Source organism: Rothia sp. HSID18069 (assembly GCF_003989155.1).
GTDB lineage: Bacteria > Actinomycetota > Actinomycetes > Actinomycetales > Micrococcaceae > Rothia > Rothia aeria.
Map to the genome: position 1 here is coordinate 402,888 of NZ_RBMG01000001.1, position 26,680 is coordinate 429,567.

Here is a 26,680-nt window from a genome sequence, read left to right on the forward strand (position 1 = left end):
GCTGAGTTGTGTGGGAGGAGCCATGACGCCCCGTCATCCTGTTTCTGAGGTTATTCCGGCTACGGAGGAGCACCCGCGTGTTGAGGTGGTGCGTTCTGCTCGGCGGCGGCGCACGGTGACGGCTCAACCTGCCGATGACGGCAGTATTCGGCTGCTGGTGCCTGATATCAGCACGGATGAGCAGATTCGGGGCTATCTGGCGGATCTGCTGCCGCGGGTGCAGCGTACCCGCCGGCGCACGCAGGGTAAACGCCGTCATTTCGCTTCGGATGAGTATCTTCTTTCGCGGGCCCAGTATTTGGTGGAGCAGTATCTGCCGGAGCTTTCCGGTAAGGTGCCTGAGTCGATCCGGTGGGTGTCGAACCAGCGTACCCGCTGGGGTTCTGCCACCCCGGGTGCGGGGCGCATCCGTATTTCTGATGCGCTCACCGGCGCCCCGGAGTATGTGGTTGATGCTGTGCTGTACCACGAGCTGTGCCATTTTGTGGTGCTGCACCATAATGCGCAGTTTCACAGGCTGCAGGATCGTCTCCCACGCCTCACGCAGGCACAGGCGTTTTTGGCTGGTATTGAGTTTGCCCGCACGCAGGAGGCTCATGAGCGCCGACCCGAAGACCAGTCATAGGGTGCTGAACAGTTGGGGCGATGCGGGTATATCCGACCCGGGGTGTCTCAACGTTGCTCTGTATTGGCGCGCAATATTGGGTTAAGGATCTGCACGAGGCGGCGTCCGTGTCGGAATATATGATTCTCCCGTGTGGAACGCCGCCTCGTGCGGATGATGAAAAGGTTTTTTATTTATTGTCGTCGTACCCGCCGTCGAGCAGTTTCTTGAGCTCCGAGTCGAAATCGACGTCGTCGAACGAGAGCTGTTCAGAGACACGGTCTTCGTATTTTTTGAAGTTTTCCAGTTCTTTGGCGGTGGGGAGGGTTTCGGGCGCCAGCCACAGGTTGTCGCGCGCCTCATACCCGTGCTTCTCGTCGTAGTCACGCCAGAATGCGGTGGCTTCCCGCACCATGCGGGGGCGAATCTCAAGCCCCACGAGGGTTTCAAATACTTGCTCGCTGGGGCCGCCCTCAACGCGGCGGCGCGCGAAAGTCTCGGCGATTTGCGGCGCCTTGGGCAGGTTCTGGGTGGCCTGATCTGCAACGAATGAGACCCACCCTTCAATGAGGGCCAACAAAGCTTCCAGACGTTCAACCGCAAGCTCCTGGTCTTCGGTGCGCTGCGGGTTGAACATGCCGCCTTCAAAGGCCTCCTGTACGGCTTCGGGGTCGTGCATGTTCACCTGGGAGGCGGCATCCTGGATCCGGTTCATGTCCACGCGGATGCCGCGGGCGTAGCGGCTCACCAGCGCCATAATGTCTTCACGCAGCCACGGGTTGGTGCGGTGCAGGCGAATCAGCGCGGATTCGCGCACGGCCAGGTACAGCAGAACTTCCTGTGCGGGAACCTCAATCTCGTCGCCGAGGGTTTTAAACCCGTTCGGCAGCAGGGCGGTACGCCCGGGGGCCAACGGGAACCCAATATCGGTTGAGGAGTACACCTCTTTGGCGAGGGAGGCGAGGGCCTGGGCCATCTGAATACCGAAGAATGTTGAACCGAGGTTGTTCAAAAAGCCGCTGTTGCCCAGCAGCTGGGAGAGCTCTTCGGGTACGTTATCGGTCCCGGGCAGCACCATGGCCTGGGTGACCTCTGCGGCGACTGGCTCAACCATTTCACGCCACGAGTTGAAGGAAGCATCCAGCCATTCGGCTTTTGACCACGCCTCCACCGGAATATTGTGCCGTTCAAAAACTGTTACTGAGTCGAGCCACAAGTCGGCTAGGTGTGCGGCGTCGGCGGCGGCCTGTTTCAGGTTTTCGGCGATTGAGGGGTCTGAGTCGGCGGCGATCATGCGGCGGGCTTGGTCTTTGACCCCTGTCCAGTTCACGCCCTGTTCCGGGGTGCTGCCGGGGGTGGCGTTAATCGAGAACATGGTGTTCATCTGTTCCAGGATGCCTTGCATCATGGAAGGGTCAAAGGGCAGACCCATGTTTTTCAGGTCTTCAGGGTTCAATGACGATGCCCCCAGCGGGTTGTTGTTATCGCTGGGGTCGAAACCTGATTCCTGCATTTTTTTGAGGAAGTCTTCGAGGGGGTCGCGGCCGTCACCCGAGTCACCGTTGCCGGGGTTGTTATTGTTTGGAGAATTAGTCATTGTGTATCCCTTCGTACCATCGTACAGTGCGCGGGCATAGAGAAACCCCACGCACACAAGGGTACCGTTTGAAGCTGTGAATTTCCTCAGTAGGCAGCAGAAATAAGCCCACAGCACACCTGCTGTCGGCTTGTGCCTGTACGAGCGTTAAAGGGCCGGTTGATGAGTTCTTTGAGGTCGAGCCAATGTGCCGATGTGATATGTTTCCGCGACAGGCTGCTGTAGAATCGGGTACCCTATAGTTTCATGAGTAAGCGCACATTTTTTTCGAAAGCATCTAATAAATCTACGAGCAAAACAAGTGGCAAAGGTGCCAAAGATGGGGCTAAGAAGCCGTTTCGTAGGCGAGGAGGGTCTGTGCGCACCCTCAGCGGCGCGGCAACGTTCTGCCTGATTCTTGGGGCGTTTGTGATGCCTAGCCGCTATGTTATGGAAGGCCCAGGCCCCATGTTTAATGTGTTGGGGCAGCATGAGGGGCAGGACATTATCTCGATTGAAGGCGGCAGCGAGCGCGCAACTAAAGGGCAGCTGAACATGACGACGGTGTCTGTTTCGGGTGGACCGTACACGCCGCTGAGCGGTATTGAGGCGATTAATGGGTGGGCGTCGCTGGACGGTAAACAGTATTTGGTGGTGCCTACCGAGATTCTGTACCCGCGGGTTTCAAATGATCAGGCGAATTCCGCGAGTACGTCCCAGATGGCTGATTCACAGACTCAAGCGCAGGTGGCGGCGGCTCACTATCTGAAGATTCCGGTGACGGAGACTGTTACGGTGCTGCAGACTGTTGAGAAGAGCCCGGCTGAGGGTGTGCTTAAGGGCGGGGATCGTATTCTGAAGGTGAATGACGAGCCGCTGAAGGGGTATAAGAGCATGGTTGATGCCACCCAGGCTTCGGAGGGTAAACCTATTAAGCTGACGGTTGAGCGTGATGGCGCGCAGCAGGAGCACACGTTAACTCCGGTTAAGGATGAGGAGTCCGGCCGGTGGCGTGTGGGTGTGGCTTTGAAGCAGGACTATGAGATACCCGCAAAGATTAAATACCACACCGAGGGGGTGGGCGGCCCCAGCGCCGGGTTAATGCTTGCTTTGGGGACTATTGAGAAGGTGGGGGAGAAAAGCCTGCTGGCGTCCGGCCCGTTGAGTGAGTCGAATTATGTTGCGGGTACAGGCACTATTAACGCTGAGGGCAAGGTGGGGCCTATTGGTGGTGCGAAGTATAAGATTATTGCCGCCGGGGATAAGGGCGTGGCGGTTTTCTTGGTGCCCAAGGAGAACTGCTCTGATGTGAACGAGATGCGCAAGAGCAACCCGGAGCTGCTGAAATATAGGGACTCTAACGGCCAGAGGCAGCAGATGCAGATTGTGGCTGTTGAGAACCTGGATCAGGCGGTGCAGTCGCTGGAGCGTATTCGGGATAAGGGCATCCACACGGACGGTCTGCCCACCTGCGGGTAAGGGCGTTGTGCGCCGTAGCGGCAACGGTGCGACCTCACCGGTGATTTGAGATAATAGCCTCAATGAATCTTTAAACCGTATTGTGAGGGTATTGTGACGGCTTCTGCTTCTGCGCACCCGAATCGCGCCGGGCGCAAACGCCGGTTCGGTCCGCTGGGCTGGACCTTGGTGATTGTGGCGGCGCTCATTGCTGCTTTTGTGTTTGCCACTCAGGTGTATACCGACTGGTTGTGGTTTAGCCAGCTGGGGTTCGGCGGCGTTTTTATGACCGAGACGCTTCTGAAGGCTGGGGTGTTCGTGGTGACTGCCCTTTTGGTGGCGGTGCCTTTGTGGGCTTCTATGTCGTATGCGGTGAAACATGCTGAGGAGCCTGCCCCCGCGGCTGAGAGCCCGCAAAAAGCCAAGCAGCAGGAGGGGCAGGGTTCGGAGTCTGAGGATAAAGCCTCTGAGAAACCCCAGTCTGCTCGGGGGGAGCTGCAGGCGGAGGCTGAGGAGCTGCTGCGGGACATGTTCGGGCAGCACTCGTTTGAGGACAGCATGGTCAAGTACCGCCGGAGCGTGGAGCGTATCCGTAAGGCCCTGCTGCTGGTGTTGCCTGCTGTGCTGGGGGTGCTGGTGGCGACCACGTTCATCACCCAGTGGGATACTGTTGCGCTTTTCTTTAACTACCAAGAGTTCGGGGTGAAGGACCCCGAGTTTGGCCTGGACATTGGTTTTTTTGTTTTTACCTTGCCGTTTCTGCAGCTTTTGGTGAAGCTGTTCTCGGTGGTGCTGGTGCTCGCTGGTTTGGGCGGCATCATGATGCACTATTTTTACGGTGGTATTCGTGTGCAGCCCGGCGGTATGGGCACTTCATCTGCTTTTCGCCGCCATATTGCGGTGCTGTTGTTCCTGTTCTTGCTGGTGCGCGCTGGGGGGTTCTGGCTTGACCGGTACACTACAGTGCAGCAGCAGTCTGGGCGTTGGGCTGGAGCGATGTACACCGATACGAACTCGATTATTCCAGTGAAGGCCATTCTGGCTATTTCGGCGGTGCTGGTGGCGGTGTTTTTCCTCATGGCTGCTTCGACGCACCGGTGGCGTTTGCCGCTGATTGGTACGGCCATGCTGGTGATTGTGGCGCTGGTGGCTGGCGGGGTGTACCCGTGGATTGTGCAGCGGTTCCAGGTGGTTCCGAATGAGCAGGCGGCGCAGTCTGAGTTTATTCAACGAAATATTGATGCGACCCGCTACGCGTATGGGCTGGATAAGGTTGAAACCACCCCGTATGATGCCACGATTAATACTGCCGCGGGTGGTCTTTCCGGGTCGAGCCCAACAATTGAGAATATCCGCCTATTGGACCCGAATGTAGTGTCTTCGGCGTTTGCTCAGATGCAGCAGTTCCGCCCGTATTACCGGTTTGATACGAATCTTGCGGTGGACCGGTATTCGATTGATAAGAAAACCCAGGATACGGTGATTGCCGCCCGTGAGCTGAACCCGTCGCAGACTTCGGGGGAGTCCTGGTATAACCGCCATGTGGTGTATACGCACGGGTATGGCGTGATTGCCGCGTACGGTAACCAGGTGGATCCGGCTAACGGCAATCCTAAGTTTATGCAGTCTGGGATTAAAGCAACCGGCGTGATTTCTGAGAACTATGAACCGCGTATTTATTTCGGGATGAGCTCACCGCAGTATTCGATTGTGGGCGGCAACGGGGATCAGCTTGAGCTTGACCGCCCACAGTCTGCTGATGAGGCAAACAGCGCAGACGCGAAGTACACGTTTACGGGTAGCGGCGGGCCGCGCGTGGATTCGTGGCTGAACCGTCTCTCGTACGCTATTAAATTCCAGTCGTCCGATATTCTGCTGTCGGATGCGGTGCGTGATGGCTCGCAGATCCTGTATGAGCGTAATCCAATGGATCGTGTGCGTAAGGCCGCCCCGTATTTGCAGGTTGATTCGAAGGCATACCCGGCGATTGTGAATAATCGTGTGGTGTGGATTGTGGATGGTTATACGACCACTAACCAGTTCCCCTATTCGCAGGGTAATACGCAGGATTCTTCGGGTTCGCAGGGCCGGGGGAATTCGATGAACTATATCCGTAACTCGGTGAAGGCTACCGTTGATGCCTATGACGGGTCGGTCAACCTGTACGCCTGGGATGAGGATGACCCGATTCTGAAGGCGTGGCGTGGCGTGTTCCCCGGCACGGTGAAAAGCTATAAGGACATGAGTGCTGAGCTGATAAGCCATGTGCGGTACCCGAATGACATGTTCAGTGTTCAGCGCAGCATGTTGAATAAGTACCACGTGACGAGCGCCCACAGCCTGTACGCGGGCGATGACGTATGGTCGATTCCAAATGATCCTACAAACGATAGCGGCAGGCCGATCCCGCCGTACTACCTGTCGCTTCAGATGCCCGGTGATAAGCAGGCTCATTTCTCGTTGACCTCTTCGTTTATTCCGCAGCAGAGCGATTCGAACTCACGGAACGTCATGTACGGGTTCTTGGCTGCTAATGGCGACGCGGGCACCGGTAAGGATGGGGAGCGCAGCCCGGACTACGGTAAGCTGCGGCTGCTGGAGCTGCCACGTTCTTCGGTGGTTCCCGGCCCCGGGCAGGCACAGAATATTTTCAACTCTGATGCTGAGGTGTCGAACCAGCTGAACCTGCTGCGGCGCGGCTCGTCCGAGGTGATTAACGGCAATATGCTGACCTTGCCGGTTGCTGGCGGTATTTTGTATGTGCAGCCGGTGTACGTGCAGTCTAGCGGGGATGCGAAGTATCCGCGTCTGCAGCGTGTGCTGGTGAGCTTCGGCGATAAGGTGGGTTTCGCGCCTTCGCTTGAGGAGGCATTGAACCAGGTGTTTGGTGGCTCGTCGGGGGCGAAGATTGATAAGCCGACCGGTTCGAATGCCTCTCAGCCTGCGGATTCTTCATCCGGGGCGGGGGAGTCTAAGGGTGCTGATGCCACTAGCGGTTCGTTGAAGCAGGCCCTATCGGATGCGGCGAAGGCTATGCAGGATTCGGATGCGGCGATGAAGAAGGGTGACTGGGCGGCCTATGGGGAGGCCCAGAAGCGCCTGAACGATGCTCTGCAGAAGGCTGTGGAGATTGAAGGGAAGCAGTCTTCACAGGGTGGTTCTGGTGCTTCATCGTCACCTTCTGCTACCCCAGCGGCTTCTGCTTCGGTGGCTCGCCCTTCGGCAAGTGCCAGTGCTTCGGCTTCACGGCAGTAGCGGCGGGCGTCCCTGAGAGGCTCGCAATGGGTATGGTCCCGGCTGGCTTACTGGCCGGGGCCTTTCTGTACGCCTTAGCACGGGCCTGTGCCCGGCTGATTGTGTGCTCTTTCTCTCATGTGGCTGTTTCGATTTGAGGATACGCGGCGTGCCGTGTATAGTCTTATAAGTCGCCGCGGGGTGGAGCAGTTCGGTAGCTCGCCGGGCTCATAACCCGGAGGTCGCAGGTTCAAATCCTGCCCCCGCAACGTGTAAGCTCCCGAAGTCATATGACTTCGGGAGCTTTTTGGTGCGCGGGTTTTGGGTCAGCGCCTGTTAGCTGGAATGTAATAACCCAGGTGGCTGTTCACAGAAGCGATTTCTCTTGATAGCGTTAACCTGCGCAGGTGGAGTGCTGCTGACGCTGCCAACCAGGGGTATAAGCAGTACACTGACGCAGGATTTGATGCCCGGAAAGATGGTGATTGCCTGCCTGGGCAGGGGCATCTTGATTATGATTTACCGGGCCTTCTACGGCGGTCACTGGAACAGCAGTAGCGGCCCTGACCTGCTGTTTTATGCCTTTGGAAGCTTCTCTTCCATCGGTAATAAATATGCAGTGCGCGGTGTTGTTTCTCACACATGCTGCGTTCCTCTTCCAACGGCTCCTTACCAGGCCTTAATCTTTCTGCAGTTGAGGTTTAAAGAAAATCTATAGAGGTATCAAAACTTTAAAACAGCAGAAGGTTTACCAAACCCTCAAGCTGTATTTTATGGATAAGAATACATGCAGGTAACTATCTAGCGAAGACGCAGATCTGCTTCGATGAGGCTGCTTTCAGCGTTGTTTGCAGACTCGCGTTCTACTGGTACTTTTATCTACTAGAAATGTGCGGTTTCCCTTTTGGGTCCTATCTTTGCAGTCCGGGCCTGACGCTTTTTGAGGCGGAATCGGAACCTGAACATTTCACTTTTTAGTTAGCTCATACACAAGTTCATATCACAACTTAATATCTACGAACCCAAGGAATAACGTGAACCTTAAAAACAAGGTGCGGGCTGGGGCTCTTGCTGCCATTACCATTCCCGCTATTATCGGTAGCACCCTGACTGTTCCCGCGCAGGCGGCTGTCGCCTCGGGCACCTACCGCAGCTACACCGCCCCGAACGGGCTGAGCTCCCAGTATCATGTCTACGCTAACGGTATTGACTGGTCGCAGCCGGTAGGTGTGGTCTTCTACGTCGATGGCGACTACTGGGAAGCGAAAGACTCCAAGGTGCACAGCCCTAATAACGGTATGCTTACCGCAATGGGACGTATCGCTAACGCCCGTAATATGGTGTTTGTGCCCGTTATCTCACCGGATAAGAACGCCTCGGGCGATGGGATCACCTGGTGGGAAAACCAAGACGCTAATGGCGATTACTTCCGCAGCTTCGCACAGAAGTTCATTGCAGATTCCGGTATTGACCCTTCTCGGGTGTGGACGATGGGCTACTCCGGCGGGGCCGAGTTCATCACATACGAGCTGAATGCAGACCGGCAGGGGAGCTGGCGAACCGGTGGCGGGTCCATTATGGTCGCGGGGGGCTCAAACACGGGCATGCAGACCCAAGCCCCGCAGCACATTAAATCTCAGCCCATGTACTGGTGGGTGGGTGAGAAAGACACCTCTGGTTCTACAAACCCGCCCACCTGGAGCGCCCGTACCGCCGTGGAAACCGGTTATAACCGTTACACCCAGGAAGGGTTTAACACCCGGCTGCGGTACATTCCCAACCTTTCGCACCACGACTACGACCTGCCGCATATCCTGGCGCAGTCCCTTGATATGGGCGGGTACCGCATGAGTGCCGGATACAATGACATTTCTGAGGGGGCCGCTTTCTACACTGAAATCAGCTGGAACTCCGATAAGCGTCTAATGGTTGGGTACGCTGACCGTACTTTCCGCCCGCACGCGAAGGTGAACCGCGCCTCCATGGCCGCCTACCTGTACCGTCTGGCTGGATCCCCGCAAGTGAACCTGCCCGCCATTTCACCGTTCCGTGATGTACCGGTGCAGCACCCCGCGTATAAGGAAATCGTGTGGATGTACCAGCAGGGTATTACCACCGGCTGGGCCGACGGCACATTCCGTCCCCACGAAACAGTCAGCAGGGAGGCAATGGCCGCGTTTTTCTACCGGTTTAACGGCTCACCCGCGTTCAACCCCGGCTCGCAGCGATTTGCTGATGTGAATACCTCCAACCCGTTCTACAAGGAAATCCAGTGGCTGGCGGCTAAGGGGATCACCACCGGATGGCCCGACCGCACATTCCGTCCCGGTGCACCGACCGAACGTAACGCGATGGCGGCGTTCCTATACCGCTACGCAAACCTGAGCTAGTACGATTCAATGGGTTTAGGTAACCCAAGCCGGTTCTACTACGGCTGGGAGCTCAGGCGCCTGCATCATGCGGGCACATATAAGGGGTGGGGCCCACGAACAGTTACGTGGAACCCCACCCCACCCGTTACCATCGGGTCAAAAAGGTAACTTACGCGTCGATAGCGCCGCCGTTACCCTTGTTCTTGAGCGCCGCAAGGCGGGCTTCAAGTTCAGTCTGACGGCCGAGCTCTTCAAGGTCGTTGAACTGGGCATCCAGCGAGGAAGCTGCAAGCTCCTGCTGGCCGATCACACGCGCCTCTTCACGGCGCACCTTCTCCTCAAAACGGGATACTTCGCTGGTCGGATCCATGACGTCAAATGCCTTCAGAGCATCGTTCACCTGGGTCTGAGCGGCGGCGGTCTTCTGACGTGCATTCAGCTCATCACGCTTTGCCTTCAGCTCATCCAGCTTGGCGCGCATCTTCGTCAGGCCGTCCTTGAGCTTCTCAACCACCTCAGTCTGAGCCGCAATCTGAGGTTCGGCGGTCTTAGCTTCCTTCTCGGCCTGCATCTGCTTGCCCAAAGCGATCTTCGCCAAGTTATCGAACTTGTCAGCGTTGGCGGCATCTCCAGCGGCACGGAACTCATCGGCCTTATTGGAAGCCGCTAGAGCCTTTGAACCCCACTCAGCGGCGTCACGCACATCCTCAGCATGATCCTGCTCAAGCATACGCAGGTTACCGATGGTCTGTGCCACAGCTGCTTCAGCTTCAGCAATGTTGTTCGTGTAGTCTCGCACCATCTGATCGAGCATCTTCTGCGGGTCTTCGGCCGCATCTAGAAGCGCATTAATGTTAGCTTTTGCCAGCTGAGCAATACGACCGAAAATGGACTGCTTTACCATTTGTATTCCTTATCCTGCGGCCACACCGGGGGAGGGCTTCCCTCCTCACTTACCGTGCGCGCACACACATTATTATCGAGTACCTATCTGAAAAATCGCTGGGAAACACCTGCGTGAGCGCTCCATATAAGAAGCACTGCGGGAGCGAGCAAACCCTAAAACACTAGAGGTCTAGAACGATCCGCCGTCTCCTCCGCCACCGCCCCAGTCGCCGCCGCCGAAATCGAAGCCGCCACCACCGAAGTCAAAGCCACCGCCGCCAAAGAACCCACCGGAGTCACCACCAGAGTGCCCGTGTGCGGAGCCAGAACTCAGTGACCCCAAAATGGTGCCCAGAAGCATCCCTTTCGCTAGGGAGCTATCGCCTATATTGAACCCTCCGCGACCGCCACGATCATCATAGTAGCTGTTCATATCTCGGTTCGCGGCGTTCTGTGCGTCTGTAGCAAGCGCAATAGCGCGGTTTGCGCTATCAAGGGCGGAAGCCGGGTTCGTGGTGCGTAACCGGTGCGCCTCAGACAAATGCGATTCCGCTTCTGAGAGGTAGGTGCGGGCCTGCGACCCCACCCCACCGCGACGGTTTCCAATAAAATCACGGGCACTATCAACCTGCACCCGCGCCGAACGCAGAGCACGCTCTAAACTCTGCTCTGCTGCGTGCTGACGCTCCCGATCAGCCCTGAGAGAGGTCATTGATTTATCCAGCTCACTCGTGAGCTGCCGCAGCTGCTCGTTAAGGGCCAGCGGGTCATTCGGGCGTGCCTCTGACTGTTGACGTACCTCTCCCAGTACCGCTTCCATCCCCGCAGCAACCGCCTGAAGATCATCCTTATTCTGCGAAGCGGCCAGGCTCTTGGCCTCCGCAATATCACGCTGCACGCTCAGCAGGTCAGTAGACAGATTATTCTGGGCTGTCTCCAACTCGCCAGCGCGGTTCTGCACGGCCTCCGCAAGCTTAGCCACCTGCTGGGCAGCCTCCTCACCGGAACGTAAATGCACCACAGCCTCAGAACGGGAAGTACCCAACAGTGTATTAGCCTGGTCAAGCTCCTGCTGCAGCAGGGTACGGTTGGCTTCTATGAGCGCCACGTTTTCCTTCACCGGTTCGAGAGCACTCGGCAGGTAACGCTCCTGCAGCTGCGAGTAGGTGCGCTGTACCGCCTCAATTCGCTGATCCAGTTCAGGAAGGCCCAGCTGAAGCTTTTCAATAGCAGCGGGGGCATCATGCTCAAGGTTGCGAAGCGAAGACAGTTTCTCTTCCTGAGCTTGCATCATCTCAGTGACCTGGCGGGAATTCTCAATGATCTCTCCCAGCCATGCCCGCTGCTCCGCCGGGGTATCAGGAACATCATCCTCCAGAAGCTTCTGCCGGTGGAATGACGCTTTCATGAGTTCATCGGCGCGTACAATTTCCTTCTCAAACTCGGCGACCTGCGCATCCCCGTACTGGGCGCGTGCGAACTCAACCTCCTGGCGTGAACGCACCAGCGTATTATCGGCCTGCACAAGGGAAGCACCCGCTCGGGTTTGCAGCTCCTCAATCGTGGCTTGCGGTACCGTGGGGTACCCGTATTTATTAACCCCGCTTTTCTTAGCCTCAGCCGACTTTTTGCGGCGGCGGTACAGGTATGTTCCGCCAACAGCCGCAACACTTGCCGTACCGACTGCAACGGCGCCAACCACCACACCAGAGCCACCGGACTTCTGTGCATCAATACCCTCAACAGCCGCTGCGGCTGCACCCTTGTAATCACCACTTTGCAGCTTGGGTTTCACATAGTCCTGATACACCTTCGACTGCTGCTCAGAAGAAAGAGTCTTCTCACTGCCGGCAATAAAGTACGCCTGCCGCGATTCTGTAGCTATTACCAGCACCGCATCAGCCGATCCCCAATTATTCTTCTTCGCGAGCGCCTTTGCCCATTCACTAGAAGATGAAGGGTTCTCAAACTTATTAATAGTGACAACGTGCAGATCGACCTTATGGTTTTTTGAAAGGTCAGAGATTTTCTTCTTCAAATCGGCAGTATCACCCAGCACCGAAGTGTTATCAAGCACCGTTGTACCGGTGATGCTCATAGGCTCCTGCGCCCAAGCAGATGGGAGAACGAACGAGGACCCGCCAAGAGGGGCAGCCACCGGCAGCATGGTTGCACCAAAGGCTAAGGCGCCTACACATAGGACGCGGCGGAGGCACACACGGGGTGAGAAAGCAGCCGGTCGAGTACTCGTATTCTGCTCAGACAGTATCGTCAAAGGAGGACCCCTTCCTGGTACCTTACGCTCCCGTTTAAACATAGCGCGAGAACAACGGCACGCACTGTGCGCGCCTTCTTCCCATCTTACCGGCCTAATACAAATAGTCACTGCCTGCGGGTGTTCACCAAGACGGCTCTGAGGGAACTCCCAGCTACGGTTTAACCGTTTATCCGTAGCGGTGTGCCCCAACATATAGGAAAGGGGTTAGATATCCTCACAAGATCCTTAACCGCCTGTATGTGGGTAGTGAGGATATGAACGGTTCGTACCGGGTGACTTCTATGTTTCACTGTTTTGATGCGGGTCGGAAGCTGAAGCCGGTGGAATGCCGTGGGGCATCTTCTCAGCATGGGTTTGTGATAGGAGAAGGTCGTGTTTTTTCTGTCGCCTGAGAAGGAAGATAACCGTAATAACAACGGAGATCATAACTACAGCCGCAATCACTATAAGTACGATAATAAGTACCTGAACGGTATTGTTGCCGTTGGTAAAATCATTGGCTTCTGCAGTTACCGAATCAGGGATTTCGCTATCGCCTTGCAGCCCCTGAAAGTTCCATAGCAAACTTGCGAATTGACGTCCTGCGCTACCGTAGTAGCCTTCGCCTACATGGAACCGTATAGCGAGTTCAGGGTTAGGGCTGTTACGGATATCGGTGTTGTTTTGCACATATAGTAAGTCTGCGCCTTTGTCTGTGAGGAATGCTTGGTCATTACTGGCAATACCACCGCGTTGCTTAGAAGAATCAATCACAAGCACAACAGAGGGCGTTGGGGCATGGTTATGCGAGAGGAATTCTTTGCCCCACTGCTGCGGAGTAAGAGAATCAGTGCCGTTAACAACCACCATAAAGATGCTGTATTCCTTACCGCTGGAGGCACCTTTTGCGTGTAGGTTATTAGCCCTGGCCAGTTGTTGTGTGAGTTCGTTTTTAAGCCCTGACGCAAGGTTATCAAGCGCCCCGCTTTTATCTATTACGGGACGTTTCGGATCAAGAGATGCGTTGAACACCGGTTGTGCCTGCGCCGTAGAAACGCCAAAACCAGACACGAAAAGCCCGGTACATAGTGTTATTGCCACTACTACGGCGGCTAGAGTTTTGTGGACAAGATTTCTCATACGATGCTCCAATATAAGATTATTTAGTATCTATCGGTATTTATATGATATGTGGGAACGCTGGAAAATCTGCTGCGGCACGCGGCGAAAAAACGTAAAATATAGCGTGGTAGGCGCTTCCGGCATATGCCCTTAATGACACCTGTGCATCAAGGGTGTAAGAAATGAAAGGTAAACACCCTATGGTTCACAGGTAGTTCCCAGCAAACTCCGGGCGGCTTTATAGTAATTCTTCCGTTTTCGTGCAGAACGGCCCATTACTCTTGAGAAGGACAAGCGCTCGCGAACAACGACGCTACCGCGAGGCAACCCCCGCAACGGCTTCACGCTCGAAACATAAATGATAGAAACCTTACGTGACGAAAGAGGAAACACCCATGACCCAGCCCGGTTGGAACCAGAGCTATGGCGGCCAGCAAAGTGGCTATAACGGTGCGCAGTACCCGCCTCAATACAGCAACCAACAGTACGGGCAGAGCCGTGGCTATTCTCAAAACCAGCAGCAGTATGCTTACGCGCAAAACCAACCGGGTTCGGGTAATAACACGAACGAGTACCCCAAGAATGAGCGCCCCGGTTCTGAGCCGAGTGAACCCAAAAAACACAGTACTGGTGTGGTCCTTACCGCGGCTCTATTGGCATCTCTTGTAGGCGCTGGCGTAGGCGCGGGGGTTGGGGGCGGTATTGCTGCCTCAAACAGTGGCGGATCTGGCGCCGTCAGCTCCAGCGCGTCCAAAAGTTCCGGCACTACAAGCAGCAGTAACCTGAACTCCACAGACCCGACGGTAATCACTGAAACCGCCAAAAAGGTGCTTCCCTCAACTGTGACTGTGGGCGTAAAAGTCGGCAGTGGCTCAGGCACCGGTAGCGGCGAAATTCTAGATACTAACGGGCATATCCTCACTAACAATCACGTGGTTACTGATGACTCCACAAAAGCTGATCAGGTGGAGGTGCGGCTGCACGACGGTACAGTTCGCGCGGCGAAGATTGTGGGAACCGACCCCGCATCTGACCTTGCGGTCGTTAAGATTGACCCCAAGGGGCTTGAGTTAACCCCCATTACCTTCGGCGACTCATCCAAACTTGTTCCCGGTGACCAGGTGGTCGCGCTCGGTTCCCCCTATGACCACCGTGACAGTGTGACGGTTGGGGTGGTCGCCAGTGCCTCCCGCGTGTCGCCCGCAGATAATAAGAAAACCGCGTATATCCCCATGATCCAAAGCGACGCCGAGATTAACCACGGCAACTCGGGTGGCCCCCTTGTGAACACCCGCGGGGAGCTGGTCGGTATTAACACACAGGGGTACCGCAGCACCGATGGTGGTGCGGCAGCCGGTATGTCGTTCTCCGTCACCTCGAACTATGCAAAACGTATCTCTGACGAGATTATTGCCAAAGGAAAAGCGTCCCACGGGTACCTAGGGGCGAGTGTGAAAACCACCGGCGCCACCACCGATAACGGCAAGTCAAAGCTGTTCGAAGGCGGTGTGGAACTCACCGATATCTCTAGCGGAAGCCCCGCTGATAAGGCCGGGCTGAAGAAGGGGGATGTGGTGGTTGAAGTAGACGGGCACCGTATTGAAGCTGACGAAGAGCTCAACGGTACTGTGCGTTCCATGGCCCCGAATACAAAAGCCACCTTTAAGGTGCAACGAGGCTCAGAAGTCAAAGAAATTCAGGTGACCCTGGGTGACTCAGACTCAAAATAGCATCAAGCCCTAACTAACGTACCGGAACGGGGTGGGATATCCGCAATTGTCGCGGATATCCCACCCCGTTCCGGTACGCTCCCGCCAAGAACATGCGCCACTGGTTGTGTCGGGTTACCGCACGGAAGAGGTGCCATCGTTCCCGCTAAACGGTAGAATATAGCCAAACCTAACTAAACCCCACAAACGCGCCGCACACACATAAGGCGCAGGAGGATGAGCGTGAGCGAAAACGCATATCGCATCGCCGTACTGACCAAGTACGTGCCAGACACCCAATTTGAACAAAAACTTGACGATACTTTGCGGGTAGACCGCAGCGAGTCGGTGATGAGTGAGCTTGACGAATACGCTGTAGAAGCCGCCATGCAGATCGTCGAAGCGGAAAATACCGATGCAGCGAATTCTGCAGTTATCGCCTTTACGTTAGGCGCAGCAGATGCCTCTAAGGGGCTGCGCCGTGCGCTGCAGCTGGGTGCACACGAAGGCGTACACATTCTCGACGATGCTTTCGCAGGGGCTGATGCTCTGGCGACCTCACGCATCATAGCCGCTGCACTCTCCACCTACGAGCAGGAACACGGCACCTTCGACCTGATTCTGACGGGTATGGCATCAACCGAAGGCGAGACTTCGTTGGTGCCCGTTCAGGTGAGCGAACTTTTGGGGCGCACCGGAATCTCTCAGGTAGCGTCGCTGAGTATTGCGGGCCGAACTGTTAGGGCACGCCGGGATCTGGATACTCGCTCGCAGCATTGTGAAACTGAATTGCCAGCTTTAATTTCGGTGACCGACCAGGTGAACACTCCGCGATACCCCAACTTTAAGGCGCTGATGGCAGCAAAAAAGAAGCCTATTACAACCGTGAACGCAGCGGATATTGCGGATGAGCTTGCTAAGTTCGGCGGCAGCGCATCGACCGTTACCGTGACCGAAGCGCTGGCGCGGGAAGAACGCACCGCAGGTGAAACCATCGTGGATGAAGGCGACGGCGGCATACAGCTGGTCGAATTCTTGGCATCCCGAAACCTCATTTAACCAGTACAGGAGATAACGATGACGACTGCATACCGTGTGCTGGTTATAAGCGGCACAACGAATTTTGCGACCGAACCCAGCGGTGTGGACCGAGAACTTTTAGCGTTGGCACGACTGCGCGCCGGTATTGGACAGGGCGGAACACAGTTGGGAGTATTGACATTCGCCCAAGGCTCCGCCGATATTGCCCAGTTTTACGCTAAACAGGGCGCGGCACGTGTCTTTGCCCCAGCGCAATCCATGACAGATGCGTTGCCTGCTGCCCGCGTGGAACTCGTCGTACAGGCTATTACTGAGTTTGGTCCTGATGTGGTTCTTGCCCCGCATGATATTGACTCGATTGAGCTTCTGGGGCGCGTGGCCGTGCGCCTCGGGAATTCCGAGGCGGGATCTCGTCCCGTAGGCGTTGTGACGGGCGCTCATGACGTGGATGATGCGCTCAATATTCGTAAGAATGTTTTGGCGGGCGAGTACGACAGCACCGTGCGGGTTGAAGGTCTGCCGTTGGTAACCCTACGCCCCAACTCGGTAGATACGGCGGCGGCACCCACTGCAGTGGGGGAGGGCGTACTCACCACCTATACTCTGTCCGGATACGATACGATGCGCATCACCGAAATAACCGAGAAGCCTACATCTGCTCGCCCCAACCTTGAAGAAGCAGCTACCGTTGTGGCGGCTGGCCGCGGTATCGGCGGCAAGTTAGCCCCCATTGAGGATCTGGCGGATGCGCTCGGCGCCGCGATCGGCTCGACCCGCGCCGTCACAGACGCAGGCTGGCTGGATCACTCTACTCAGATTGGGCAAACCGGCAAGAGCGTTTCTCCCGAACTATACGTTTCCGTGGGTATTTCGGGGGCTCTTCAGCAGAAGGTCGGCATGGATACGTCAAAGACCATTGTCGCCATCAACAAGGACGCGGACGCGCCCATATTCGAGATTGCCGACTTCGGTGTCGTCGGGGATCTTTTCACTGTCATCCCGCAGGCGGTGCAGGAAATCCACAAACGGAAACAGAAATAACGCGCGTGAGCCCGGCGTAAGCGGGTGGAGCTGGTGTGCGTCAGCCCCGCCCGCTAACAACGGAACGGGCTAAATTTTTCCGCCTGCAAAACCGTGCTGGCGCCATGCCTCAAACACCGCAATGGAGGCGGAATTCGCCAAGTTAAGGGAGCGGCGCCCCGGAACCATGGGGATTTTTACACGTTCCGTAATGTGCTCATCCTGCTGTACTTTCTCGGGCAAACCCACCGACTCGGGACCGAACATGAACACGTCACCAGGGCGGTACGTAATATCCGCATATGAGGTAGCCGCCGTGGTCGTAAACGCGAAAACCCTCGCCGGTGCCAGTGCATCCCACGCATCCTCAAGGGTTTTATGAACCGTTACCACCGCCAAATCGTGATAATCCAGTCCCGCACGGCGCAGATGCGCATCCTCAAACGTGAAACCCAGCGGCTCCACCAAGTGCAGCTGAGCACCCGTAATAGCAGCTAAACGTATAGCATTGCCCGTATTACCCGGGATTTCCGGCGTATAAAACAGAATCTTAAACACGCCCCTAGTGTAACGCGTGCACCCTGGCTGCTCAGCCCACGGCAAACCAGCCCCGTACCCCACGCCCAATAATGCAACGGCGGCTAGAATAGGGAAATACACAACCCACAGGAGCACCATGACCGCTAACCGCGTGTACCTCGACCACGCTGCCACCACCGATATACTGCCCGCCGCCATTGATGCGATGGTGCAGCAGATGCGCACCGGCGGCAACCCCTCATCCCTGCATGCCATCGGGCGTGAGGCTCGGGCCGCTGTCGAATACGCGCGTGAACGCATCGCCCAAGCCATCGGCTGCGACGCGGCTGAAGTGATATTCACCTCCGGCGGCACCGAAGCCGATAACCTCGCTGTCAAAGGCATGTACTGGAAACGTCACAGCGCCGATCCCGCGCGCCGTCGTATCCTCGTCTCCAGTATTGAGCACCACGCCGTTGAAGAAACCTGCGAATGGTTAGAGACACACCAGGGCGCGGTTATTGAGTGGATACCCGTTGATGCGCAAGGGCTCGTGCACCCCGACACTGTACGTGAACTCATCGCCAAAAACCCCGCGGATGTTGCACTCGTGACCGTCATGTGGGCGAACAATGAGGTGGGTACCATCCAGCCTATTGCTGAGATTGCCCAGCTTGCCGCCGAATACGGCATTCCCATGCACTCTGATGCGGTGCAGGCATTCGGTGCGGTACCCGTGAACTTCCGAGAGTCACAGGTGACAACCTTAGCCATTTCGGGGCATAAAATTGGTGGGCCTATGGGGGTGGGAGCCCTCATCGCCACCCGCTCCGCAGATATGACGCCCGTCCTGCACGGCGGAGGTCAGGAACGTTCGGTGCGTTCAGGCACCATCGACGCCCCCGCCATTGCAGGTTTTGCCGAGGCAGCCGCGCACGTCACAGAGAACCTGGCGGAAGAGACCCAACGTATCGCAACCCTACGCAACGAACTGGTACAGAGCGTCCAAGCGCTCATCCCGCAAGCACATTTGAGCGGGATAGACCCGCTGACAGAAACATCCCCCGGGCAGAAACGACTCCCCGGAAACGCACATTTCACCTTCGAAGGCGCCGAAGGGGATACCATACTATTTCTTCTCGATATGCAGGGTATTGCTGCCTCCACCGGGTCTGCCTGCAATGCGGGAGTCACCCGCCCCTCCCACGTACTATTAGCTATGGGCATGGACGAAGACACCGCCCGGGGTGCACAACGTTTCACCCTGGGGCACACCAGTACTGGCAAAGACCTCGCCCAACTACTGGCGGCCCTACCCGATGCTTACACGCAGGCGGCTAAAGCGGGGCTCTCCTCCCAGCTGCCTGATGCCTCCCGATGGTACGGGTAGGCGCCCCTTGGTAGAGCCCAAGGGCGGTACCCAGTGTAGAATCAGAGTTTACGCGCCAGCCGCAACCGTAGCACGGTACACCCCATAACACCTAAGACACCCAAACCACAGCCCGGTTACCCCGAATACCATCAGCAGAAACGCGTAAAGGATTGAACATGAAGATTTTGGCAGCTATGAGCGGCGGCGTAGACTCAGCCGTAGCCGCTGCGCGCGCCGTCGATGCAGGCCACGAGGTGGTCGGCGTTCACCTGGCGCTTTCCCGCATGCCCGGAACGCTCCGCACCGGCTCCCGTGGGTGCTGCACCCTTGAAGATTCCATGGATGCCCGTCGCGTATGCGCGCAGCTGGGCATCCCCTTCTTCGTGTGGGACTTCTCAGAACGCTTCAAAGAAGACGTGGTTGATGACTTCATCGCTGAATATGAGGCTGGACGCACCCCCAACCCGTGCATGCGGTGCAACGAAAAAATAAAATTTGCCGCCCTCCTTGAAAAAGCGGTTTCGCTAGGGTTCGACGCCGTCGTTACCGGGCACTACGCCCGAGTTATCACCAACGACGACGGCAACCGTGAACTGCACCGCGCCGCCGACTGGGCAAAAGACCAGTCCTACGTTTTGGGGGTGCTGACCCACGAGCAGCTCAAGCACGCCTGGTTCCCCCTCGCTACCACCCCCTCTAAGGCCGAGGTGCGTGAAGAAGCGGCTCGCCGCGGTTTCTCCGTCGCCAAGAAACCTGATTCCTATGACATCTGCTTCATCCCCGAAGGTGACACCCGCGCCTGGCTGGGTGAGCACATCCAGATGCGCCCCGGCCTCATTAAAGACACCTCCGGCACTGTGCTGGGGGAACACCCCGGTGCGCAGGCATACACGGTAGGGCAGCGCAAAGGTCTCGCCCTCGGCAAACCCGCCCCCGACGGCAAACCCCGTTTCGTCCTCGAAATCCGCCCCAAAACGAACGAGGTAATCGTCGGCTCCCGGGAGCTTCTGGCGGTGGATGAGATTCGCGGTATCCGAGCCACCTGGGCGGGCGTACCCGTAGCAGAAGCAGCCGAGTTTATGGGGCAAGACCCCAAGCTTGGGGCCTGCAGCGCCACATTTGAGGTGACCGCACAGGTACGCGCCCACGCCGACCCTGTGCGGGGTACCGCCCACCTGCAGTGGGTGGAAAATACCGATGAGAACGCCGAAGGGCAGCTACGCCTAGAAACTGTGGTGCGCCTTAAAGATGGGCTGAACGGGGTGGCCCCCGGGCAGACGATGGTGCTCTACCAAGGCACCCGCGTGCTTGGGCAGTCCACCATCGCCCGCGCCTACTCCCTAGCCCGTGAAGATATCCGCCAGACTGCCGCATAAAACGCGGCTGCACCGTTAGGAGCGACCATGAGCACCGCAGAATTCGACCCGAACGCCACCTCCATGGGGGAGGAAGTGGCGCCAGAGGTATACGAAGAACTATTTGCCATGCGCCGCTCCATCGACAACTTCGATGCTGCCCTTGTGCATATTCTCGCTGAACGGTTCCGCGCCACCCAGCGGGTGGGCGTCCTCAAGGCTAAACATAACCTGCCCGCCGGAGACGCCGGGCGTGAAGAAGCCCAGATCGGGCGTCTGCGTGCCATGGCCAAGGAATCCAGCCTTGACCCCGAATTTGCCGAAAAATTCTTGAACTTTATCATCTCCGAGGTGATCCGCCACCATGAGCGCATCGCCATCGAACACAACGACAAAGACCTGCCCAACGGAGGCGGAGAGTAGTGTCGACACCGGGCCCCACCCGCCGTATCCCGCAACGAGCTGAACCACCCGCACGGTTACTGCTGCCAGGGGAGTACCGCGCCCCCGAACCCACACAAGAAAACGCCTGGGACGTTGCCAACAGCGGCCAACACACCTTCGTACAGGCCAGCGGCCTGGGGCCTTTCCCAACAGCGGATATGGTGGATGCCCTGCACCGGGTACGTGGTGAACTGGGAGATCCCCACCTGCCGTTCCTGCCCGAGTTGCCGCATCGCGGCTGGCGCGCCACCACTCTGGCACGAACTATCGCAACATTCGACGGGCTCCACGCGGAAGGGGCATCCTACGGGTGGAGACTGACGCACACCGGCGCAGCAAGTCGTGAATCTGCGCTCGCTTACGCCACCTACGAGTCGGATATTAATGCGCTCGCCGATGTGGTGGGCCAAGAAAACAGCCGTGGCGGGCGCTCAAACGGTAACGCCAGCGGCGGGGAACCCACATTTAAGATTCAGCTCACCGGCGTTTATACCCTTGCCGCAAGCATTTATCTCCCCAGCGGTGAACGCGCCATTAGCGACCCCGGAGCCACCCGGGACATACGCGAAAGCCTGTTCGCCGGTTTGCGCGACCGGCTGGAAACTCTGCGGCAGGCACTCGATACCCCGGATGGACGTATCGCGGTGCAGCTTAACGAGCCTGACCTGCACCGCATTATTGCCGGGTCTATCCCCACCGTGAGCGGTTTCCGGCGTATCCGCTCCATACCCGCCCCGACGGTTATGGAGGGGCTGCGGGCTTGCGCCGAGGCGATCACGGACTGTGGGGCATCACCGGTGCTTAATCTGCTGGGGAACACCCTTAATGGTTCGCATATCCCGGCCGCGGCAGGGCAGAAGGGCCTCAACCTGCTGGAGCTGGCGCAAACTATCGGCGGTGAAGATACCCCTGCCGCGCTTATGATTGATCCGGATGCTGTCTCTGACACCACCATGCTGGTGCCGCCGCTGAGCGACCCGCGCCGTTTTGAAATAGTCGCTGCCCTCATTGATGCTGGCGCCCGCGTGTGGCTGCCTGCTATTGGCGACACCCCGGTGCCGCATCAGGTGCGTGCATTCTGGCGTGTCTGGGGCGAGCTGGGCTTAGGCGGATCCCAGCTTGCGCATGTGGTTCTCACCGAACGGGCTGAAACAGCGGGCAACCTTTCACGGGACGTGGCAGAGGCAACCGCCGCCATGGCCCGCACCGCCGAAGCCGCTCAGGCTCTTGCCGAGCTTTCTGGCTGAAAATAGTTGTGCGAGGGGGTAAAAATCGCCTATATTGCGAAGAGGCCCCCCAATCAAGCTACGATAGATTGGTACACCAAGCACATTCGCAGGAGGAAGCCGTGACTGTTTCAACACCCACCATCCTGGTTGTTGATGATGATGATGCGCTTGCCGAGATGATCGGCATCGTACTAGCCCAGGAAGGGTATAACGCCCAGTTCTGCGAAAACGGGGCCCGCGCCTTCGAAGTGTTTATGCGGTACAGCCCCGACTTGGTGCTTCTTGATTTGATGCTCCCTGGTAAGAACGGTATTGAGGTGTGTGAACAGATTCGTGCCTCATCTAATGTGCCGATTATTATGCTCACCGCCAAGAGCGATACTGAGGACGTGGTGAAGGGACTTGAAGCTGGCGCCGACGACTATATCGCCAAGCCCTTCAAACATATTGAGCTGCTGGCACGTATCCGTACCCGTTTGCGTCCGCGTGAGAGCCGCCAGCTGGTGGTTCGTATCGGAGACACGGTGATGGACATGGACGGGCGTACCGTCACCTACAATGGCACCGAGATCCCCATGACGCCGCTTGAGTTCGATCTGTTGGCTGCGCTGGTGCGCCGCCCCGGTCAGGCGCTGTCCCGCCAGGAGCTGCTGGAGATTGTGTGGGGCTACAGCGATGTGAGCGACTCTTTGGTGAACGTGCATGTGCAGCGTCTGCGCGCTAAGTTCTCTGAACTGGGAGCGCAGCAGGTGATTCAGACCGTGCGCGGGGTGGGGTATAAGGTTCCTCTCGATAGCGTCGGGTCGGTCTCAACCACCTCATCTTTGCCGACTGTACCGGCGGCGGGGTCGCCCCAGGCTGGAAGTAACCAGTAGAGATGAGCGTCTACACCACGAACGCCGAAGCGCCCCCGCATCAACCGCAGGGGAACACCGGCGAGGCTGCGTCGTTACCTTACGGGCAGCAGCATACCGGTGAGAAGAAGAAAAAGAAACGGCGGCGAGTCTCACCGATACGGGCCATGCGTAACCTGTGGGAACGGTCCTTGCAGTTTCGCAGCCTCAGCAGTGCGGGCATCCTCATGATTATGGCGTTTATTCTGGTGGGTTCCTCCCTGTCGAACCAGATCGCAACTTCTCTTTTTGAAAATAAGAAAACCCAGGCTCTTGAGGAGTCCAATAAGGGTTTTGTGAATGTGCAGAGTGTGCTGGATTCTTCAGAGGCCCGCAGCGATAGCGAGATTAACCGCGATGTCCGCCGCTACCTGCCCCTGATGGACGCTGGCGGCGACGATAAACGTCAGTGGATTCTGCTGCCGCTCAACGGCCAGACAAAACGTGGTTTTGTGCCGGAACAAAGTAGCGATAGCGCGTTGACTTCATCGGCAATTCCGGCCTCGCTGCGGGACACGGTGCGGGATAATCAGGGTATTTACTGGCAGACTGAGAATGTGACGGTGGGGGACCAGACCTACCCGGCACTGATTGTGGGAACCAGTATTACCATTCCGCAGAACCCTAATTATGGGTTGTTTGCCGTGTATGATCTGCGGGATTCGGCGAACACGATTACCCACATTAATTTCGTATTGAGCATCGGCTTTATTGCGTTGTTGCTGGTGGTGCTTAGCATTGTGTGGGTTGTGACCCGCATGGTGGTGCGCCCCATTACCCAGACCGCGATTACCTCGGAGAAACTTGCCGCTGGGGATCTTGACCAGCGGGTGAGTGTTGATGGTAAACACCAGGCGGCTCGATTAGGTATTTCGTTTAATAAGATGGCCGATAGTTTGCAGCAGCAGATTGTGCAGCTTGAGCGGCTATCGACTTTGCAGCAGCGGTTTGTGTCAGACGTTTCTCATGAGCTGCGCACCCCACTGTCTACCGTGAAGCTAAGTACCGAGCTGCTGTATGATGGGCGGGAGAATTTCACGCCCGTGCAGAGCCGAAGTGTGGAGCTGCTGCATAATCAGGTGGGACGGTTCCAGGATTTGTTGGCTGACCTGCTCGAAATTTCCCGGTTTGATGCCGGTAGCGCCCTGCCGAATATCGATACGCATGACTTTATGCGTATTCTGGTGGATGTGCTTGAGGAGGCCCTGCCGCACCTTGAACGCACGGGCACTAAACTTAATATTCACACTAGTCAGCAGCAGATTATGGTGGATGTGGACCGGGTGCGTATTGAACGTGTGCTCCGCAACCTGCTGTTTAACGCTATTGAGCACGGCGAGTCGAAGCCCATTGACGTATATATTGCCACCAGCGAGACAGCGTTGGGCGTCACCGTCCGTGACCATGGTATTGGTTTGAGCGATGAAGAGGCGACGCAGGTATTTAACCGTTTCTGGCGTGCTGATACTTCCCGGAAACGTACCCTGGGCGGTACGGGCTTGGGCCTGTCGATCACTGCCGAAGATGTGCGCCTGCACAGTGGCACCATTGAGGCGTGGGGTATTAAGGGCCGCGGTGCGAGTTTCCGACTGACCCTGCCGCTGGTGCACGGGCAGCAGATGGGGCCCTCCCCGGTGCTTCTGACAGGTGAGCCCGAGTACATGCCTGTTAGGGGCGCGATGGCAGGGAATACGTTACCTGCTGCTTCTCGCCCTGCTGCGGAGGAATCCGAGCAGCCTTTTAACCCGCCTGTTCAGTGAGTGATGGAGTGCCCTGAATGAATCAACAGAACATTTCTGCCGTTACCGGCATTGTCTCCAGCTCAACTAGCCGTCGTCGTTTCCTGGGGGTGGGGGCTGCGGCGGCGGCTACCGTGCTTCTGGGCGCCTGCGCGGGTATCCCAACCTCTAAAAATGTGCACCGGTACAGCGATAAGCTGGAGGTGCGGGAAAATAAGAACCAAGCGATTCATGCGGTCGGACCGCAGGAAGACGCACCCCCGGAGGCCATTATTGAAGGGTTTATTCACGCCGGGGTGGATAGTGCCGATAACTATGCGGTTGCGCGGCAGTTTCTGACCTCAGACTTTAAAGGCAAGTGGAACCCGACTACAACGACCAGAGTGTACCGTAATACCGCCCAGGTGAGCGCCGATGAGTCGTCTTCAGGGGTGTATCGAGCACGTTTTCAGCAGACTACTTTGGTGAGTGAACAGGGCCTGACCAGTAGCTTTGCCGAGACACTAGAAACTTTTGATTTTAAGCTCCGTCAGACTGAGGGGCAGTGGCGTATTGAAGCCTGCCCCGACGGGTTATGGCTTGATAGCGTTGAGTTTGACCGGGTGTTCAGCCCCTACCGCCTGTATTTTTATAATTCAATGTACACTCATGCGGTGCCCGATATCCGCTGGTTCGCGCACCGTGATGGGCAGTTGGGGATTCTGCTGCAGACGGTAATGGGCGGGCCCGCATCGTATTTGAAGGAGGTAACGGCTTCCACCCTCGTGGAGGGCATGAGTTTGGAGCGTGCTGAAGTTTCTGACCGGGACGCAAAAATACACATTAACGGCCCGGTGCTCAATGCTGTTACCCGTGCCCGGCTGCGTCAGCAGGTGGGGTATGTGCTGAGCAATTTCTCGTCTGTTAATAAGTTCGAACTGACCTATAACGGATCGGTGGTGAGCGAGGACGCCCCAACTGGTTTTCAGGAGGCCCCCATGAGCCCTGAGATCAGTAAGCGTGTTGTGGGTCTTGAAGACGGGAAGCTGGTAATCCGTGAGGATTATCTGAGCCAGCAGCCAGAGACAACTGGTACTGAGTCGGTGACTGATGCCTCGGACCCTGCGATTAACTATGATGGTACGGCGCTCGCTTGCCTGGGGGATACAGGCCGCAGCCTGTATTTCTTCTCGGGCGGTAAGGGGCAGTACCTGGTGAAAAATAAGAAGATGACTGCCCCCAGCTTCGATTCGTTTGGCTGGTTGTGGGTGGCTGAAAGTGACGGGGCTGTACGGGCTTATAACACGGCGTCAACGAATGAGAAGGAGCGGTCTAAGGGCATTGAGATTCCGGTATCATGGCGGAGCGGAATGACCTTTAGCAGCCTGCGGATCTCGCACGATGGTGCCCGCGTGGTGGTGGTTGGTACTCGTGATGGCACGGCGGCTGTGGTGATGTCGGGTGTTGTCCGTGACAGTTCGGGAACCCCGAAAGGCTTTACGGAGCCGGTGCGGGTGACCTCATCAATTACTCCGCGTACAGCCGTGTGGGCCGGTGAGCAGAATCTTGTGGTGGTCAACGATAAAACTGGGGAGTCTGAGGTGACGACTCTCAGCGGTGAGGAGACAAAATTTGATCGCCTCGACGGGGTGAAATCGGTCTCGGCTGCTGGGAATACCAGCAATATGCTGGCGCATCGCTCTGACGGGTCATGCTATGTGCTGGAGGAGCGCGGCTGGAACCGTCTGAATACGTCTACGCGTGAGATGTCATTCGCGGGGTAAACCGTGAGCCAGAGTGTGGGCGGCAGCGGGACGCCCCAACGTAAAAGGGCGAATGCGGCAACGGGAGCGTTGAACAGTGCCTATGCCC

The 26,680-nt window shown here is 57.1% G+C and carries 20 protein-coding genes and 1 tRNA gene; 15 read left to right on the forward strand and 6 right to left on the reverse strand.

Annotated features, from left to right (window positions below):
* Positions 1-22: 22 nt before the first annotated feature.
* A complete protein-coding gene (locus tag D8M41_RS01885) occupies positions 23-625 on the forward strand; it encodes a M48 metallopeptidase family protein (protein ID WP_023134067.1) in 603 nt (200 codons plus the stop codon).
* 169 nt (positions 626-794) lie between these two features.
* Here D8M41_RS01885 and D8M41_RS01890 read toward each other — a convergent pair whose 3' ends face one another.
* Complete coding sequence (locus D8M41_RS01890; RefSeq protein ID WP_037286219.1) at positions 795-2,201, reverse strand: zinc-dependent metalloprotease; 1,407 nt, start codon at positions 2,199-2,201, stop codon at positions 795-797.
* A 357-nt stretch (positions 2,202-2,558) separates the two neighbouring features.
* On the opposite strand from D8M41_RS01890, the gene D8M41_RS01895 reads away from it, so the two are divergent.
* The 3 genes from D8M41_RS01895 (at position 2,559) to D8M41_RS01905 (ending at position 7,141) form a co-directional block, all read left to right on the forward strand.
* Complete coding sequence (locus D8M41_RS01895; RefSeq protein ID WP_174232401.1) at positions 2,559-3,659, forward strand: YlbL family protein; 1,101 nt, start codon at positions 2,559-2,561, stop codon at positions 3,657-3,659.
* Positions 3,660-3,752: 93 nt separating this feature from the next.
* Positions 3,753-6,893, forward strand: a complete 3,141-nt coding sequence (locus D8M41_RS01900; protein WP_126926298.1) for a UPF0182 family membrane protein — start codon at positions 3,753-3,755, stop codon at positions 6,891-6,893.
* A gap of 174 nt (positions 6,894-7,067) precedes the next feature.
* Positions 7,068-7,141 (forward strand) — tRNA-Met (locus D8M41_RS01905).
* 125 nt (positions 7,142-7,266) lie between these two features.
* Here the strand turns inward: D8M41_RS01905 and D8M41_RS11630 are convergent.
* On the reverse strand, positions 7,267-7,512 hold the full coding sequence (locus D8M41_RS11630; RefSeq protein ID WP_161970763.1) for a hypothetical protein: 246 nt from the start codon (positions 7,510-7,512) through the stop codon (positions 7,267-7,269).
* 394 nt (positions 7,513-7,906) lie between these two features.
* On the opposite strand from D8M41_RS11630, the gene D8M41_RS01915 reads away from it, so the two are divergent.
* Positions 7,907-9,262, forward strand: coding sequence for an S-layer homology domain-containing protein (locus D8M41_RS01915; RefSeq protein WP_094757695.1), 1,356 nt, complete (start codon positions 7,907-7,909; stop codon positions 9,260-9,262).
* Between the two features lie 151 nt (positions 9,263-9,413).
* Here D8M41_RS01915 and D8M41_RS01920 read toward each other — a convergent pair whose 3' ends face one another.
* The 3 genes from D8M41_RS01920 to D8M41_RS01930 all read right to left on the reverse strand — a co-directional run bounded on the left by D8M41_RS01920 (position 9,414) and on the right by D8M41_RS01930 (position 13,526).
* Positions 9,414-10,148, reverse strand: coding sequence for a PspA/IM30 family protein (locus D8M41_RS01920; RefSeq protein WP_023134061.1), 735 nt, complete (start codon positions 10,146-10,148; stop codon positions 9,414-9,416).
* A gap of 171 nt (positions 10,149-10,319) precedes the next feature.
* Positions 10,320-12,404 (reverse strand): TPM domain-containing protein, encoded by a 2,085-nt coding sequence (locus D8M41_RS01925; protein ID WP_238693450.1) that lies wholly within the window; start codon positions 12,402-12,404, stop codon positions 10,320-10,322.
* A 282-nt stretch (positions 12,405-12,686) separates the two neighbouring features.
* Positions 12,687-13,526, reverse strand: coding sequence for a hypothetical protein (locus D8M41_RS01930; RefSeq protein ID WP_126926300.1), 840 nt, complete (start codon positions 13,524-13,526; stop codon positions 12,687-12,689).
* Positions 13,527-13,903: 377 nt separating this feature from the next.
* Between D8M41_RS01930 and D8M41_RS01935 the strand changes: the two genes are divergently transcribed.
* From D8M41_RS01935 to D8M41_RS01945, 3 genes are all read left to right on the forward strand, one after another.
* Positions 13,904-15,238: a S1C family serine protease gene (locus D8M41_RS01935; RefSeq protein ID WP_006889215.1), complete on the forward strand. Its 1,335-nt coding sequence runs from the start codon at positions 13,904-13,906 to the stop codon at positions 15,236-15,238.
* Positions 15,239-15,454: 216 nt separating this feature from the next.
* Positions 15,455-16,276: an electron transfer flavoprotein subunit beta/FixA family protein gene (locus D8M41_RS01940; protein ID WP_039955350.1), complete on the forward strand. Its 822-nt coding sequence runs from the start codon at positions 15,455-15,457 to the stop codon at positions 16,274-16,276.
* 18 nt (positions 16,277-16,294) lie between these two features.
* Positions 16,295-17,299 (forward strand): electron transfer flavoprotein subunit alpha/FixB family protein, encoded by a 1,005-nt coding sequence (locus D8M41_RS01945; protein ID WP_126926301.1) that lies wholly within the window; start codon positions 16,295-16,297, stop codon positions 17,297-17,299.
* 69 nt (positions 17,300-17,368) lie between these two features.
* Here D8M41_RS01945 and D8M41_RS01950 read toward each other — a convergent pair whose 3' ends face one another.
* The gene (locus D8M41_RS01950) at positions 17,369-17,836 is read right to left on the reverse strand and encodes a tRNA (cytidine(34)-2'-O)-methyltransferase (protein WP_037235252.1); all 468 of its coding nucleotides are present in this window, start codon (positions 17,834-17,836) and stop codon (positions 17,369-17,371) included.
* Positions 17,837-17,954: 118 nt separating this feature from the next.
* On the opposite strand from D8M41_RS01950, the gene D8M41_RS01955 reads away from it, so the two are divergent.
* The 7 genes from D8M41_RS01955 to D8M41_RS01985 all read left to right on the forward strand — a co-directional run bounded on the left by D8M41_RS01955 (position 17,955) and on the right by D8M41_RS01985 (position 26,592).
* Positions 17,955-19,187, forward strand: a complete 1,233-nt coding sequence (locus tag D8M41_RS01955; RefSeq protein ID WP_006889150.1) for a cysteine desulfurase family protein — start codon at positions 17,955-17,957, stop codon at positions 19,185-19,187.
* A 158-nt stretch (positions 19,188-19,345) separates the two neighbouring features.
* On the forward strand, positions 19,346-20,545 hold the full coding sequence (gene mnmA, locus D8M41_RS01960) for a tRNA 2-thiouridine(34) synthase MnmA (protein ID WP_126926302.1): 1,200 nt from the start codon (positions 19,346-19,348) through the stop codon (positions 20,543-20,545).
* A 27-nt stretch (positions 20,546-20,572) separates the two neighbouring features.
* Positions 20,573-20,947: a chorismate mutase gene (locus tag D8M41_RS01965; RefSeq protein ID WP_126926303.1), complete on the forward strand. Its 375-nt coding sequence runs from the start codon at positions 20,573-20,575 to the stop codon at positions 20,945-20,947.
* Positions 20,947-22,215 carry a methionine synthase gene (locus D8M41_RS01970; RefSeq protein ID WP_238693451.1) on the forward strand — a complete coding sequence of 423 codons (1,269 nt, stop codon included), beginning with the start codon at positions 20,947-20,949 and terminating at the stop codon, positions 22,213-22,215. The genes D8M41_RS01965 and D8M41_RS01970 overlap by 1 nt, the downstream gene beginning before the upstream one ends.
* Before the next feature lie 101 nt (positions 22,216-22,316).
* On the forward strand, positions 22,317-23,072 hold the full coding sequence (mtrA, locus tag D8M41_RS01975) for an MtrAB system response regulator MtrA (protein ID WP_006889219.1): 756 nt from the start codon (positions 22,317-22,319) through the stop codon (positions 23,070-23,072).
* Between the two features lie 2 nt (positions 23,073-23,074).
* A complete protein-coding gene (gene mtrB / locus D8M41_RS01980) occupies positions 23,075-24,850 on the forward strand; it encodes an MtrAB system histidine kinase MtrB (RefSeq protein ID WP_126926304.1) in 1,776 nt (591 codons plus the stop codon).
* A 17-nt stretch (positions 24,851-24,867) separates the two neighbouring features.
* Positions 24,868-26,592 (forward strand): LpqB family beta-propeller domain-containing protein, encoded by a 1,725-nt coding sequence (locus tag D8M41_RS01985; RefSeq protein ID WP_126926305.1) that lies wholly within the window; start codon positions 24,868-24,870, stop codon positions 26,590-26,592.
* Positions 26,593-26,680 lie beyond the last annotated feature (88 nt).